The organism is Pseudonocardia sp. 73-21, from assembly GCF_001899645.1.
Classification (GTDB): Bacteria; Actinomycetota; Actinomycetes; order Mycobacteriales; family Pseudonocardiaceae; genus Pseudonocardia.
Genome location: NZ_MKVV01000043.1, coordinates 36,867 through 50,905 on the forward strand (window position 1 = coordinate 36,867; position 14,039 = coordinate 50,905).

The 14,039-nt window shown below is 71.3% G+C and carries 14 protein-coding genes and 1 pseudogene; 9 read left to right on the forward strand and 6 right to left on the reverse strand.

Annotated features, from left to right (window positions below):
- Positions 1-13 precede the first annotated feature (13 nt).
- Positions 14-188 (forward strand): annotated as a pseudogene (locus tag BGP03_RS12130) (MFS transporter); the annotation flags it as partial.
- A 55-nt stretch (positions 189-243) separates the two neighbouring features.
- Here the strand turns inward: BGP03_RS12130 and BGP03_RS12135 are convergent.
- Positions 244-798, reverse strand: coding sequence for a TetR/AcrR family transcriptional regulator (locus tag BGP03_RS12135; RefSeq protein ID WP_296377602.1), 555 nt, complete (start codon positions 796-798; stop codon positions 244-246).
- Positions 799-892: 94 nt separating this feature from the next.
- Here BGP03_RS12135 and BGP03_RS12140 point away from each other — a divergent pair, with 94 nt between their 5' ends.
- Complete coding sequence (locus tag BGP03_RS12140) at positions 893-1,633, forward strand: SDR family oxidoreductase (protein WP_296377601.1); 741 nt, start codon at positions 893-895, stop codon at positions 1,631-1,633.
- Positions 1,634-1,694: 61 nt separating this feature from the next.
- Here the strand turns inward: BGP03_RS12140 and BGP03_RS12145 are convergent, their stop codons facing one another.
- Positions 1,695-2,456, reverse strand: coding sequence for an SDR family oxidoreductase (locus BGP03_RS12145; RefSeq protein WP_298800858.1), 762 nt, complete (start codon positions 2,454-2,456; stop codon positions 1,695-1,697).
- 37 nt (positions 2,457-2,493) lie between these two features.
- Positions 2,494-3,423, reverse strand: coding sequence for a TIGR03619 family F420-dependent LLM class oxidoreductase (locus BGP03_RS12150; protein ID WP_296377299.1), 930 nt, complete (start codon positions 3,421-3,423; stop codon positions 2,494-2,496).
- Between the two features lie 99 nt (positions 3,424-3,522).
- Here BGP03_RS12150 and BGP03_RS12155 point away from each other — a divergent pair, with 99 nt between their 5' ends.
- The 4 genes from BGP03_RS12155 to BGP03_RS12170 are packed head-to-tail and all read left to right on the forward strand — an operon-like array spanning position 3,523 to position 6,965.
- Positions 3,523-4,248 carry a TetR/AcrR family transcriptional regulator gene (locus tag BGP03_RS12155; RefSeq protein ID WP_296377298.1) on the forward strand — a complete coding sequence of 242 codons (726 nt, stop codon included), beginning with the start codon at positions 3,523-3,525 and terminating at the stop codon, positions 4,246-4,248.
- Entirely contained in the window at positions 4,245-5,036 is a 792-nt protein-coding gene (locus tag BGP03_RS12160; protein ID WP_296377297.1) for an enoyl-CoA hydratase-related protein, read from the forward strand. The genes BGP03_RS12155 and BGP03_RS12160 overlap by 4 nt, the downstream gene beginning before the upstream one ends.
- A 10-nt stretch (positions 5,037-5,046) precedes the next feature.
- Positions 5,047-6,192, forward strand: a complete 1,146-nt coding sequence (locus tag BGP03_RS12165) for an acyl-CoA dehydrogenase family protein (protein WP_296377296.1) — start codon at positions 5,047-5,049, stop codon at positions 6,190-6,192.
- A complete protein-coding gene (locus BGP03_RS12170; protein WP_296377295.1) occupies positions 6,189-6,965 on the forward strand; it encodes an enoyl-CoA hydratase/isomerase family protein in 777 nt (258 codons plus the stop codon). The genes BGP03_RS12165 and BGP03_RS12170 overlap by 4 nt, the downstream gene beginning before the upstream one ends.
- Before the next feature lie 13 nt (positions 6,966-6,978).
- Here the strand turns inward: BGP03_RS12170 and BGP03_RS12175 are convergent, their stop codons facing one another.
- Positions 6,979-8,607 carry an AMP-binding protein gene (locus BGP03_RS12175; RefSeq protein ID WP_298800860.1) on the reverse strand — a complete coding sequence of 543 codons (1,629 nt, stop codon included), beginning with the start codon at positions 8,605-8,607 and terminating at the stop codon, positions 6,979-6,981.
- A gap of 433 nt (positions 8,608-9,040) precedes the next feature.
- Between BGP03_RS12175 and BGP03_RS12180 the strand changes: the two genes are divergently transcribed.
- The gene (locus BGP03_RS12180; protein ID WP_298800861.1) at positions 9,041-10,750 is read left to right on the forward strand and encodes a CocE/NonD family hydrolase; all 1,710 of its coding nucleotides are present in this window, start codon (positions 9,041-9,043) and stop codon (positions 10,748-10,750) included.
- A 296-nt stretch (positions 10,751-11,046) separates the two neighbouring features.
- Here BGP03_RS12180 and BGP03_RS12185 read toward each other — a convergent pair whose 3' ends face one another.
- Positions 11,047-11,844 (reverse strand): LytTR family DNA-binding domain-containing protein, encoded by a 798-nt coding sequence (locus BGP03_RS12185; protein ID WP_296377292.1) that lies wholly within the window; start codon positions 11,842-11,844, stop codon positions 11,047-11,049.
- A 757-nt stretch (positions 11,845-12,601) separates the two neighbouring features.
- Between BGP03_RS12185 and BGP03_RS12190 the strand changes: the two genes are divergently transcribed.
- Positions 12,602-13,273, forward strand: a complete 672-nt coding sequence (locus BGP03_RS12190; protein ID WP_363093648.1) for a helix-turn-helix domain-containing protein — start codon at positions 12,602-12,604, stop codon at positions 13,271-13,273.
- Between the two features lie 118 nt (positions 13,274-13,391).
- A complete protein-coding gene (locus tag BGP03_RS12195; protein WP_296377290.1) occupies positions 13,392-13,535 on the forward strand; it encodes a hypothetical protein in 144 nt (47 codons plus the stop codon).
- A 93-nt stretch (positions 13,536-13,628) separates the two neighbouring features.
- Here BGP03_RS12195 and BGP03_RS12200 read toward each other — a convergent pair whose 3' ends face one another.
- The gene (locus BGP03_RS12200) at positions 13,629-13,805 is read right to left on the reverse strand and encodes a LuxR C-terminal-related transcriptional regulator (protein ID WP_296377289.1); all 177 of its coding nucleotides are present in this window, start codon (positions 13,803-13,805) and stop codon (positions 13,629-13,631) included.
- Between the last annotated feature and the right edge of the window lie 234 nt (positions 13,806-14,039).

Below are 14,039 nucleotides of genomic sequence, written 5' to 3' on the forward strand. Positions count from 1 at the left end.
GGTATGCACCGGCGTGGCCGACACCTCCCAACCCGATCCCCGCCGCTGGAGCGCGCTCGCCGTGTGCCTCATCGGCGGGCTCATGACGCTGCTCGACCGTGCAGGCGGGGCTGGGCGCCTCGACGGCGGAGCTGTCGTGGGTGGTGTCCGGTTGCGCGCTGACGTTCGGGCTCGTCCTCGGGCGCCTACCACCTCGTCCTGGCGCTGACCTCCGACAGCCAGGACCGCACGGTGTCGGTGCTGTCATCCTTCGCGGAGCCGTAGGCCGTCGAGGACGACGTGCAGCAGGTGCCGGGCGCGGGTGTCCCATTCCGCGTCGTCGAGCCGGGTCAGACAGCCCAGCAGCAGGATGACGTCACGCGCATCGACGTCGGGACGCACGACCCCGGCGGCCCTGCCGGCATCGAGCAGTGCGGTGATCGCGTCGCCGATCGGGCCGACGCTGCCCGTGGACAGGTCCTGCCACACCCCCACCTCGACAGCGGCGAACACCTCCCGCTTGACCCGCGCGTAGTCGGCGACGCGATCGAACCACCGGGCCAGCGCGGTCACCGGGTCGTGCTCGGCGAGCAGCAGCGGCGCGGCTGCGACGAGCTCCTCGACGTCGTGCCGGTAGACCTCGGCGAGCAGGTCCTCCCGCGTCGGGAAGTGGCGGTAGAGGGTGCCCTGGCCGACTCCGGCCCGCCGGGCGACCGCATTGAGCTTCAGCTCGCCCGACGCCGACACCACCGACCGCGCGGCCTCGACGATCCGGGCGCGGTTCTCGGCGGCGTCGGCACGCAACCGGGATGCGTTCATCCGACCTCCCCTGCACGACGTGGACAACCGGACACCTGTCCGCTAAAGTCGATCCAAGTGGACACGTGTCCACTTTATTGGGGGACGAGGCACCATGTCACCGATCACCGGAAAGGTCGTCGCGATCACCGGGGCGAGCAGCGGAATCGGCGAGGCGACGGCACGCCTCATGGCCGAACGTGGCGCCGCGGTCGTCCTCGGCGCGCGCAGGAGGGACCGCCTCGAGGAACTCGCCCGCGACATCAACGACCACGACGGGCGCGCCATCGCGTGCGCCGTCGACGTCACCCGCCGCGAGGATCTCGAACGCCTCGTCGACCGGGCCGTGACCGAGTTCGGCCGGCTCGACGTCCTGGTGGGCAACGCCGGCATCAGCAAGATCGGACCCGTGGCCGACCTCGACGTCGACGGCTGGTCCGCGATGATCGACGTCAACGTCCGCGGCGTCCTCCACGGCATCGCGGCCGCGCTGCCGGTGTTCCGCCGACAGGGCCGCGGGCATCTCGTGACCACGGTGTCCACCGCCGGGCTGAAGATCACGCCCACCATGGCGGTCTACGCCGGGACCAAGAACGCCGTGCGCACGATCATGGAAGGTCTGCGGCAGGAGTCGACCGACGGCGTGCTGAGGACGACCTCGATCTCGCCCGGTTACGTCAGCACCGAACTCGCCGACTCCATCGACGATCCCGTCGTGCGCCGGGACATCCGGAAGAACATGGCCGAGTTCGCCCTCCCGCCGGGCGCCGTCGCCCGTGCCGTCGCCTTCGCCGTCGAACAGCCCGACGACGTCGAGATCGGCGACATCACCATCCGTCCCACCACCCAGGCCTAGACGTCATTGTCAGAAGCGGTGGCCGGGTCCGGCCGCCGTCGGTGGACCTGACGGCGTTGCGTCATCCCGCCATCGTGAGGCCGCCGCTGACCGAGAGCACCTGCCCGGTGACGTAGGAAGCGCCGTCGGAGGCGAAGTACGCGACCGCGGACGCGATCTCCTCGGGCCGGGCGAGCCGCCGCAGCGGGATGGCCCGGATCAGCGCCTTCGCGAGGTTCTCGTCGACGCCGGCGTGGAACAGCGGGGTGTCGGTCGGGCCGGGGCAGACGACGTTGACGGTGATGGCGTGGCGGGCCATCTCGCGGGCGAGCGACTTGCTCATCGCGATCACGCCACCCTTCGCGCCGGCGTAGATGGTCTCCCCCGAGCTGCCGACCCGACCGGCGTCGCTGGCGATGTTGATCACACGGCCACCGCGGCCGGCCTCCACCATGGCGGGCAGGAACGCCTGGCAGACGTGCACCTGGCCCAGGTAGTTGATGGCCACCACCTTCTGCGCGAACTCCGGGGTGGAGCCGATGAACGGGCCGGTGCGGTCCCAGCCGGCGCAGTTCACCAGGACGGCCGGGACCCCGACGTCGGAGGTGACGGCGCCGGCGAGCGCCACCACCGAGTCGGGATCGGCCACGTCCACGGCCAGCGGCACCACCGGTGGCGCGTCCACGGCGGCGGCCTGCTCGGCCGTGGCGCGGGCCCCGTCGATGTCGAGGTCGGCGGCGACCACCGTCGTCCCGGCACCGGCCAGCGCGAGGGTGATCGCCCGGCCGATCCCCGATCCCGCTCCGGTGACGACGGCGATCCGTGGGGCGACCGGCTCTGACATCACAGCTCTCCTCGTACTGGGGGGCGACGCATGACCGTCATGCGTCGATCAACGTGCGGGCGACGGCGAGTCGCCGGTACTGCTCGAGCGGGTCCGCCGCCGCAGCCATCAGGACGAACCCGCCGGCTCCCGCGGCCCGCAGCTCCGCGAGCCCGGCGGCCACGTGTGCCGGGTCACCCACCAGCACCCAGCGGTCGAGCCGTTCGAACGGGAGGCCGTACTGCCCCCTGACGAAGGCGGCGGCCTCGATCCGGCCGGCCTCGACCGCAGCCGGGCTGGCGTCCACGGTGACGTGCACGAACACCATCAGCTGTGAGGCCACCGGCGGACGGCCGCAGTCGACCGCGAGCTCGTCGAGCCGGGAACGGACCTCACGCACCCGGCGTGCTGACATCCAGACCCCCAGCCACCCCTCGGCGGTGGAGGCCGCACGGCGCAGGGCCGCGTCCGAACGCCCGCCGACGATCAGCGGCGGCGGTGCGGCCGGGGTGGGTTCGAGTGCCGGCGAGCGCGTCGGCAGGAGCGGCCCGGGGTGGTCGACCGGGTCACCGCGCAACAGCGCGGTGAGGATGGCGATGCCCTCGTCCAGGCGCCGTCCGCGGCCGGCGACGGGCACTCCGACGGCCTCGAACTCCGCCGGGTTCTCCCCGCCCACGCCCACGCCGACCAGCAGCCGGCCGGGGGCCAGCGCGTCGACGGTAGCGAGCTGCTTCGCCGTCCACACCGCATCCCGCAGCGGCAGCAGCAGCACGCCGGTGCCGAGCACGAGCCGTTCGGTGCGGGCGGCGACCGCGGCGAGCGCCGACACGGCGTCGAGCACGGGAGGGTGGAAGGAGAGGTGGTCGCCCACCCAGCCCGAGTCGAATCCCAGCTCCTCGGCCAGTTCGGCCCCGGCGAGCAGCGGCGGAGCACCCGTCCGGAACGGGTCGAAGCTCGGGAGCATCACCCCGAACCCCGTATCGGTCACGCGTGCCACCGCGCCTCCTCTCGTGCCGGACCGTTGACCGCGGGCCCGAAATGAACGTACCTTCACTGTCAATAGAACCCACGTTCACCGGAGGTCGGTGTGCCGGACGCAGCGGGTGGGACGGGCAGCGCGCGCGCCACCGACGACCGGGTCGCGCAGGAGATCCGCGATGTCCGCGCCCGGTGGCGCACCCGCCAGGTGCTCGACGCCGCGGTACGGCTGATGCACGGCAGCGGCTTCCAGGCCGTGTCGATGCAGGCGCTGGCCAAGGAGGCGGACGTCAGCGTCGGCCTGATCTACAGCTACTTCGGCGGCAAGGAGGACGTCGTCGTCGCCGTCGTCCTCGACCTCGTCGAGCAGATCCGCAGCGCGATGCAGGAGCGCATGGCGGCGGCCGGAGCCGACCCCGTCGAGCGACTGGTGGCGGGCTTCGCCGCCTACTGCTCGGTCATGGACGCCCAGCGCAACGCGGGCCTGCTCACCTACCGCCAGTCGGGAGAGCTGGGCCAGCAGGCCCGGCTGCGGCTCAAGGAGGCGGAACGCGTCAACCTCGGGCCGCTGCGCGACGCCGCCCAGGAGGCGGCCGACTCCGCCCTGCTCGTCGACACCGCGGACCTCGACCTGCTGGCGTTCGACCTCATGATCCTCGCCCAGACCTGGGCGCTGAAGCACTGGCACTTCCCCGACGACTACGACGTGCACCGCTACGTCGCGGCCCAAGCGGCCACCCTGCTGCGTTCCGTACTCGCGCCGGCGCAGCACGAGCGCTACCGGCACCTGATCCATCCCCGCGACACCGAGCAAGGAAGCAGGACAGCACCGTGAGCTACGAGGACATCCTCTACGAGGTCCAGGGCACCACAGCCGTCATCACGATCAACCGGCCGCAGCGCTACAACGCGTTCCGGGGCAGGACCGTCGAGGAGCTCATCGGAGCACTGCGCACCGCGTGGGCCGACCGCGGCGTGCGCGTCGTCGTCCTGACCGGCGCCGGCGACAAGGCGTTCAGCACGGGCGGCGATGTCAAGCAGCGCGCCGAGACGGGCGACTACGGACCGACCGAGAGCGGGCTGTTCGAGATCGACGCCCTGCACCGGCTGATCCGCGAGATCCCGAAGCCGGTGATCGCGGCGGTGAACGGCCTGGCCATCGGCGGCGGCCACGTGCTGCACGTGATCTGCGACCTCAGCATCGCCAGCGAGACCGCCCGGTTCGGGCAGGCCGGCCCGCGGGTGGGCTCGTTCGACGCCGGGTTCGGCACCACCTACCTCGCCCGGGTCGTCGGGGAGAAGCGGGCCCGCGAGATCTGGTATCTGTGCCGCCAGTACGACGCCGCCACGGCCGAGCGCTGGGGTCTGGTCAACACCGTCGTCCCCGCGGCCGAGCTCATGACCGAGGCGCTGAGCTGGGCCGCTGACATCGCGAAGATGAGCCCCACGGCGATCAAGTTCCTCAAGCACTCGTTCAACACCGACACCGAGCAGCAGGCCGCCGTCGCGAACCTCGCCGGAGCGGGGCTGGCGCTGTTCGTCGAGTCGGAGGAGGGCAGGGAGGGCGCCCGCGCGTTCGCCGAGAAGCGCGCCCCCGACTTCAGCGGCTACGCCGCGGTCTGAGAGACCACCCATGGACTACGGATTCAGTGCCGAGCAGGAGGCGTTCCGCCAGGAGCTGCGCGCCTTCTCCACGAAGGAGCTCGCCCCGCACTACCGCTCCGACGACCTCGCCGCCACGCTGCGGCCCGACCTCGCACCCACCCTGGCCCGCATGGGCCTGACCGGCCTGCGGGTGCCGGAGCGGTTCGGCGGCCAGGAGGCCGACGCCGTCACCACCGGGATGGCCGCCGAGGAGGTGTCGCGCGCCGACTTCAACGCCTGCTACCTGCTGCTCAACAGTGCGCTGGTCAGTGAGATCCTGCTGGCCGGGGCCGGTGAGGAGCAGCTGGCCCGCTGGCTGCCCCCGATCGCGTCGGGTGCATCGGTGCCCGCCCTTTGCCTGACCGAACCGGCACAGGGCTCCGACGCGGCCAACCTGCAGCTGCGGGCCGAGCCCGACGGCGCCGGCTGGCGCCTGTTCGGCGAGAAGACGTCGATCTCCCTGGGCATGCACGCCGACGTCGGCGCCGTCTTCGCGCGAACCGGTGGGCCGGGCGCGCGGGGGGTCTCCGCGTTCATGGTCGACCTGGGCGACGAGCACCTGGCCCGCACCCCGCTCGACGACCACGGCAGCCGGGCCATCGGACGCGCCAGCCTGTACTTCGACGGCCTACCGGTGGGTCGCGACCAGCTCATCGGCACCGAGGGTGAGGGATTCATCTCGGTGATGAAGGGGTTCGACTACTCGCGTGCCGTCATCGGCCTCATGTGCCTGGGGATCGCGTCCGCGGCACTCGACGACGCCTTCGCCTACGCCCGCGAGCGGGAGGCGTTCGGCAAGCCGATCGGGACCTTCCAGGGGCTGGCCTTCCCGCTCGTCGAGTGCGCCACCCATCTGCGGGCCGCCCGGTTGCTCTGTTACGAGGCGCTGGCGCTGAAGGACGCCGGGCGGGACCCGGCCGTGCCCGCGAACATGGCCAAGTGGTGGGCGCCCAAGCTCGCCGCCGACATCGTGCACCAGTCGCTGCTCACGTTCGGGCACGCCGGGTGGTCCACCGACAACCCGCAGGGGCAGCGCCTGCGCGACGTCATCGGCCTCGAGATCGGTGACGGCACCGCGCAGATCGCCAAGCTCGTCGTCGCGCGGCACCTGCTCGGCCGGGCGTTCGCGCCGTGACCACACCCGTGCTCGCCGCGCGCACGGAGGGACGCGTCCGGCACCTCACGTTCGACCGGCCCGACGCGCTCAACGCCCTCAACGGCGACGTCCTCGCGGCGCTGGAGAGCGAGCTCGCCGCCGTCGCGGCGGACCAGGAGATCGGCGCGGTGCTGCTCGACGGCGCGGGCGGGCGCGCCTTCTGCGCCGGCGCGGACCTGAACGAGCTCGCCGGGCTCGACGCCGCCGCCGCCCACGACCTCATCCGACGTGGGCAGCGGATCGTGACGGCGCTGGAGGAACTCCCGGTCCCGGTGGTCGCGGCCGTCGACGGCTACGCGCTGGGCGGCGGCTTCGAGATCGCGTTGGCCTGCCCGGTGCTGCTGGCGTCGGACCGCAGCCGGTTCGGGCTGCCCGAGTCGCGGCTCGGCCTGGTCCCCGGCTACGGCGGAACGCAGCGGCTGCGCCGTTCGGTCGGGCACGCCGCGGCGCTCACGCTCCTGCTCACCGGGCGCCCGGTCGACGCCGACCGGGCGTGGGCACTCGGCCTGCTCTCGGCACCCCCAGAGTCACCACCCGATCTGGCCCGGACCGCGGGAGAGCTGGCCGCCGACCTCGCCGCTCTGAGCCGGCCCAATCTCGGGCTGATCCTGCAGGCCGCCCGCTCCCCCGTCGACACCTCGGAGGGGCTGCGGCAGGAGGCCGCGCTCTGTGCGCTCGCGATCTCCTCCCGCGACGGTCAGGAAGGGATCCGGGCCTTCCGCGAGAAGCGCGCACCCCGCTTCGACCGCTGAGGTCCGGCCCCGGCTACCCGTTGAGGAGCTCGCGGAGCTTGAACTTCTGGATCTTCCCGGTGAGGGTCCGCGGCAGGGCGTCGACCAGTTCCAGCCGCTCCGGGAGGTACTGCGTGGCCGTGCCCAGCGCACGCAGGTGCGCGGTGAGGTCGTCGAGGGTCGGGCCGGCACCCTCCCGGGCGACCACGAACGCACAGGCCCGCTCCCCCAGCCTCGGGTCGGGCATCGCGACGAGCGCGACCTCGGCGACGTCGGGGTGGCTGTAGATCAGGTTCTCGATCTCGACGACGGGGATGTTCTCCCCGCCGCGGATGATGATGTCCTTGGACCGGCCGGTGATCCGGAGGTAACCGTCGGCGTCGATGCGCGCGAGGTCACCGGTGTCGAACCAGCCCTCGGGATCGAGCCCGCGCAGGTCGGGACGTTTGAGGTAGCCGCCGAAGAGGCTGTCGGCGCGCAGCTGCAGGCGACCCTCCGCGTCCGCCGGGGCGGCCTCCCCGTGGTGGCCGAGGATCCGCAGCTCGACACCCGGCAGCGGGTAGCCGTCGGTCTCGAAGACCCGCTCGTCGGGATCGTCCGGGCCGGTCAGGGTGACCGCACCCATCTCGCTCATGCCCCAGCCCGAGCTGATCCGGGCCGACATCGCCTTCGTCGCCCGCCGGACCAGGTCACGGGGCACCGGCGCACCGGCGCAGAGGAACAGCCGGAAGGTCGCGAAGGCGTCCGGATCGGCTTCGGCCGCCTCGGTCAGGTCGGTGAGGAAGGGGGTCGAGGCCATGGAGAACGAGATGGCCTCGGAGCGGATGATCTCCACGGCGTGCGCGGGCCGCCAGACGTCCTGCAGGACGACCGTCATGCCCCGCATCAGCGGCATCATCAGGCCGTACAGGAACCCGGTCTGGTGGGCCAGCGGCGAGGCCATCAGCACCGTGTCCGCGGCGGTGAGACCGAGCCGGTCGGCGAAGTCACGCACGTTGCACAGGGCGGTGTTCGAGGTGACCATCACGCCCTTCGGCTCCCCGGTGGTGCCCGAGGTGTAGGCGAGCTGGGTGACGTCGTCGGGTCCCGGCGCGCGACGCGCGAACTCCTCCCGGTCGGCGGCGGTCGGCGTGCGGGACAGCAGCCGCTCCTCGAAATCGCCCCCGCCGTCCGGACGCACCGTGACCACGTTCTGCAGCGCGGGGAGCATCCCGCCGAGCTCGGCGGCCAGGGACTCGTGGTCGAAACCGTTGAACGTCTCGGGCGCGACGAACACCACGGACTCGGCCAGCCCCAGCATGAACTCCAGCTCGCGCCGGCGGAATATCGACATCAGGGCGTTGGTGACCGCGCCCACCCGCAGGCACGCCAGGTGGAGTGCGGCGAGCTGCCACCAGTTCGGCAGCTGGATCGAGACCACCTGACCCGGCCTGATCCCGAGGTCGAGCAGGCCCGCCGCGATGCGGTCCGCGCGCTCCGCGAGCTCGCGGTAGGTGAGGCTGTGCCGCGCATGATCGGCGTCGACGTGCCCGATGACGGCGACCTGGTCCGGATGAGCGGCCACAGCGTCGTCGAAGTAGGACAGCAGGGTCCGGTTCGGCCAGTAGGTACGGGCCATGCGGTCCCGGTACTCGTCACTGAAGTCCGCGGTCAGGAGGGTCATCGTCGACTCCCGGAGTGGGTGGGATCCTGTGCCGATCATGGTTCGATCGCCGCCCGAGCCCGGATGGGCCGGTGGACGCCGGCGCAGGCGACGCGGACAGCAGGGCGAACACCACTGCGGCAACGACCGTACCCAACCATGCGCCCCGTGCCCCAGCGCCCCGAACCGGAAGTCCGTGCGGTTCGGACACCAGCTCCGACATCCGGGATCGAAAGCGGGCACTGGTGCGCACCATGATTTCTGGAGCGCCAGCGCCTGGGCCGCGGTGGCCCCGACGTGCCGGGCGCCCGGTCGTGGACGTCGCTCGGGATCTGGGTACCAGTGCCGGGCAGCGATGTCGGGGACCTGTCGGTGGAGCATCGCCACACCCCCTACCGCCCAGGATTACAGTGCCACCAAATTGAATTGAGGTCCCTATCAAGTGGAGTTCGAGATGGCCCCTGTCGGCACCCCCGTACTGGACCGGCCGTGGCGGCGGCCGGGTGGCCTGCGCTACGCCGCCGGGCGGGCACGCAACTTCCTGCGGCCCCCGGTGACGGTCTGGGAGCCGACCCCGGGGACGGTCGTGTCGGAGCGGAACGCGGAGGTGGTGACCCGCGACGGCACCGTGCTGCGGGTCAACGTCTACCGGCCCCCGGGGGACGGGCCATTCCCGGTGCTGATGTCCGCGCACCCCTACCGCAAGGACACGCTGCCGCGGCGCAGGGGGCGACGCTCGATCGTCGCGGCGCAGTACCGGCTCATGAACCAGCCCGCCCCGGTCGAGCACTCGACGCTGACCGGGTGGGAGGCACCGGACCCGGCCTGGTGGGTGGAGCAGGGCTATGCGGTGGTCAATGCCGATCTCCGCGGGGCGGGCACCTCCGACGGGGTGGGGTCGCTGCTCTCCGATCAGGAGGCCGAGGACGTCTACGACCTGGTCGAGTGGGCCGGTGCCCAGGCCTGGTCGGCCGGGAAGGTCGGTCTGGTCGGCGTGTCCTACCTGGCGATGTCGCAGTACAAGGCCGCTGCTCTGGGGCCGCCGAGCCTGGCGGCGATCTGCCCCTGGGAGGGGATGACCGACATCTACCGCGACCTGATGTGTCCCGGTGGTGTGTACGAGAAGGGTTTCGCCACGATCTGGACGGCAGCCAGCTCCCGGGTGGCCCGACTGAGCGTGAACATGGGCCGGGAACGCAGCCACCGCCCGCTGCGCGACGACTGGTGGCAGTCCTACGCCCCCGACCTCGCCAGGATCACCGTGCCGATGCTGGTCTGCGCCAGCTTCTCCGACAACAACCTGCACAGCCGCGGATCGTTCCGGGCGTTCGAGCGGGTCGGGTCCGCCGACCGGTTCGCCTACACGCACCGGGGCCCCAAGTGGGCCACCTTCTACAGCGCCGGAGCGCGGCAGGCCCAGAAGGACTTCTTCGACCGGTACCTGTGCGGCGACCCCGTCGCCCCGCCCCCACCGGTGCGGCTCGAGGTACGCGAGAACGGCGACGACGTCCTCGAGGTCCGCAACGAGCAGGAGTGGCCCCTGGCCCGCACCGAGTGGCGGTCGCTGTACCTCGCACCCGGCGGGCACCTCACCGACTCCGTCCCCGAGCGACCGGGACACATCGGCTTCAACCCCCGACGTCGCGCGGCCGCGTTCACCTACACCGTGCCGGAGGACCTGGAGCTGACCGGACCCATGGCGGCGAGGCTGTGGGTCGAAGTCGACGGAGGCGACGACATCACCCTGTTCGTGGGCATCGAGAAATGGCGCGGAGACCGGTGGATACCGTTCGCCGGGTCCTACGGCTACGGCCGGGACCGGGTCACCACCGGCTGGCAGCGGGCGTCCCTCCGCGCGCTCGACCCGGCACGATCGACCGAGGAGCAGCCTGTCCACACCTTCCTCGACCCCCAGCCACTACGCCCGGGCGAGTGCGTCGGCGTCGACGTCGCCCTCGGCCCGTCATCCACCGTGTTCCGCGCCGGCGAGGCGCTGCGTCTGCTCGTCGCCGGGCGCTGGCTGACCCCGCACAACCCGCTCACAGGACAGTTCCCCGCCCGCTACCGGCACAGCACCGCGACCCGGTCGTACCTGCGGTGGGGCGCCGATCGCCCCGCACGCCTGCTCGTCCCCGCGATCCCGCACCGGCGACAGGCACCATAGGTCGCGCGTCGGTGTGCCGCGAAGGATCGGGTCATCGGGATACGACGACGGCTTCGGGTGGGATCTGCAGATCGATGACCAGGGGCCGTACCGAGAGCGCCTTCCGGCCTGGGTGTGGGACGACGTGCGCCGCTGCGTGCCCGCCGAGCTGCGGGTGGCGCTGACCGCTCTCCCCATCCGAGGGCGTCTCAGTTGTCACGCCGCATTCTGATCGTCATGTTGACAATTCTGTGTACGCCCTCCGAGGAGGTCCCACTCCGTACACCCCGTACTGGATCCGTCCGCGCGGCTCCACGTCATATTCCCAGTGCGGCGCGCAGACGGGGCGCGTGGCGGCGCGCGACCGGGATGGACTCGTAGCCATGGTGCTGCGTACTCACCGTGAGCGTCCCCGTGCCGGCGCCTTGGCCGACCTCTCGTATCCGGTGCAGATTGACGAGGTAGCTCCGGTGCACGCGCAGGAATCCCGACGATCCGAGCGTGTGTTCGATGTTGTCGATCCCGTGGTCGGCGGCCCGTACCCGTCCGCGGTCCGTGACGAGCCAGACGATGTGCCGGTCGGCCGCCGCATAGCGGATCTCCTGCGGCGACAGGATGATCAAGTGGCTCTCGTGGACGCCGACGACACGCACCGGGGCCTCCCCGACCGCGGCCGCGCTGGTGTCGTCGATCGGATGTGAACCGTCCGCGTCGAGTGTGCTCACAAGCAGGATGCCGATGAACCTGCCGCCGTGGTGCACGGGACTCACCCTGAACGCCATCTGCTCGTGCAGGAGGTTGACACGGAAGTCGCCGGTCCATGACGGATCCGACCCGAAGTGGGCCTCCGCGGTGGCCGCGATCTCCCTGAGCTCGACCGAGAGGAACCTCCGACGTGGGGTCGGTTCCACGGCAGCCACCGGAGGGAGGTGACTACCGAGATCGTGGGCGTATTCGTTGGCCGCCACGACATTGCCGGCGACGTCAGCGACCACGACGGCCTCGCGCGTTGCCGCACTTTCCGCTGCCGCCATGAACGCCGCGAGCAGGGCTCTGCCCTCTCGGACCGCCTCCTCCCGCAACTGCGCACGGATGGAGGTGACGGCCCGCTCCATCCCGTCGGGAGGGCCGCACGCGGATCTCCAGAACGACACGGTGACGGCGCCGATGGGTCGGCCGGTCACGGCGTCGCTGACCGAGATCCCGTGGGAGGTCCAGTCGTGAAGTGCTTCCCGCCAGTGCTCCGGCCCCCGGACCGAGACGGGAAAGGGCCTGCCCAGCGAGGTGCCGAGCCCGTTGGTGCCGGTGGTGGACTCCGACCAGGTGTACAGGGGCGCGAGGCCGACGTCCTCTGCACGCCGTCGGGTGCTGCCGCCGCCCCACGAACCCAGGATCCGTCCCGACCCGTCGGTCACGGTGGTGAGCGATCCGTCCGTACCCGACGCGATGGCGCCGGCGACGCCGCCGAGTTGGGCGACGACGTTCGCGTGCAGCAACGACCTGATGCTCGTGGTGTCGGCGCCTCCGGCCCGCGGCGGGGCTGCATCCCATGGATCCACCCCGTACAGGTCCCTGCTGCGCTGCCAGGACAACAAGATCACGTCGGGAACCCCCCGAACGTCATCCTCGCCCGCCACGAACCGCTCCCACGCCGCCCGCGTCGATCGGCCGCCCTCGTCGAATGCCTGCACCGGCGCAGACGGCAGCGCCTCCCCGTTCTCGACGATCACGCCGCTCACCCGCTGCTCCTGCCCGCCCGCGCTCGCCCGTCAGCGCCCTATAACACTATGACGATCCGCTTTAATAGGCCAGAGGTGCACGAGGGGAGTCAGTGCCATGGTTCAACGCCACCTGGCGCACGAGGCGTTGGCCGTGGCCAGCCGCGTCCAGATGATCGACTCGCTTCGCGCGAGCGCCCGATCCCTCACCGCCGCGGAGCTGGCATCGGTCTGTGAGCTGCATGTCAGCACGGTCCGGTTCCACCTCGAGATCCTCGAAAGGGCGGGGCTGGTGCACAGTCGGTCCGAGCAGAAAGGCACCCGAGGCCGGCCGCGCCATCTGTACACCGCCACCATGGCGGGTGCCCCGCAGTCATCCACGGGTGCCGGCTACGAGTTGCTCGCCGGCCTCCTCGCGGCGCACTGGGACGGCACGGCGGACGAGCGGGCGTCGCGCGCCGAACGGGCCGGTCGGGCCGCGGCGGGCGCGCAGCAGGTCTCGGCGCGGCAGATCTCGGGGTCGCCTCGGAGGTCGCTGTCCCTGCGCGACGCGGTCACCGAGGTCGCTGCCACGTTCGCCGAGCTCGGTTTCGAGCCGGAACTCGTCACGGAACGGGCAGGCGTGCAGATGAATCTGCACGCCTGTCCGTTCCGCTCGGTGGCCACGGCACACCCGGAGGTCGTGTGCTCGTTGCACCTCGGACTGATCCGGGGTTCGCTGAGTGAGCTGGGCGGTGCGGCCGAGGCGATCAGCCTGACCCCCTTCGTCGAGCCGCATCTGTGCGTCGCCCGCATCGTCGCGGCCGATGAGGTGGCTCTCCCGTGAGCGCCGGCGACCCGATCCCTGTTCCCCGTGAACATGGAGGTGCAGCGCAGCGTCGAGTTGGACCTTCTTCCTCCGCGAGGCCGCAAGCTTCCCGATCTACGACGGTGGCAACTTCGGCATGCAGCGCCGCCGTGTCCACGGCATCCTGGCCAGCTCCGACCTCGACCCGAGAGCCCTGATGGACAACAACTACGTCGAGTTCACCAAGGAGATGGAGACCATCGACACCATCGCGACGCCCACACCCGTCGGAGCCCGCTGAGCCCGCGCTGCGATCCGGGCGCTCTGGTTGAGGCCAACGGCCGACTCCGAGGTGGGGGTGCTCGGCCGCTGAGGAGGGGGTGCCGCTCGCAGGTCAGCGGTTTCCCCCTCGTGCCTGACCCGCGCGAATCAGACGCTGGTGGGTGCCGGTCGTCCGGCCTCGCCCTAACCGGAGCCCCTGCTGGCGGCCGGTGATGTCGAGCTTGGTGTAGATGTTGCGCATGTGGTACTCGACCGTCTTCACCGTGAGGAACAGTTCGGGGACCGCCACGCCGGGAAGATCACGATCTACGGCTGGAGTATTAGCACCACTCGGCGGGGACGTGACCCGCACCTTCAGACTCCGATCACACCCTCCATGTGCAGACGTTCCACACGGCGTACTCCGAATAGTCCAGTACCCGCAGTAGTAACTACTCGGACCAGGTTCCGCTCTGGTGCGTCGCTCAGATTTCGGTGAAGATACCCCGGGCGATGCCGGTGTAGCTGCGACCACGCAGGAACT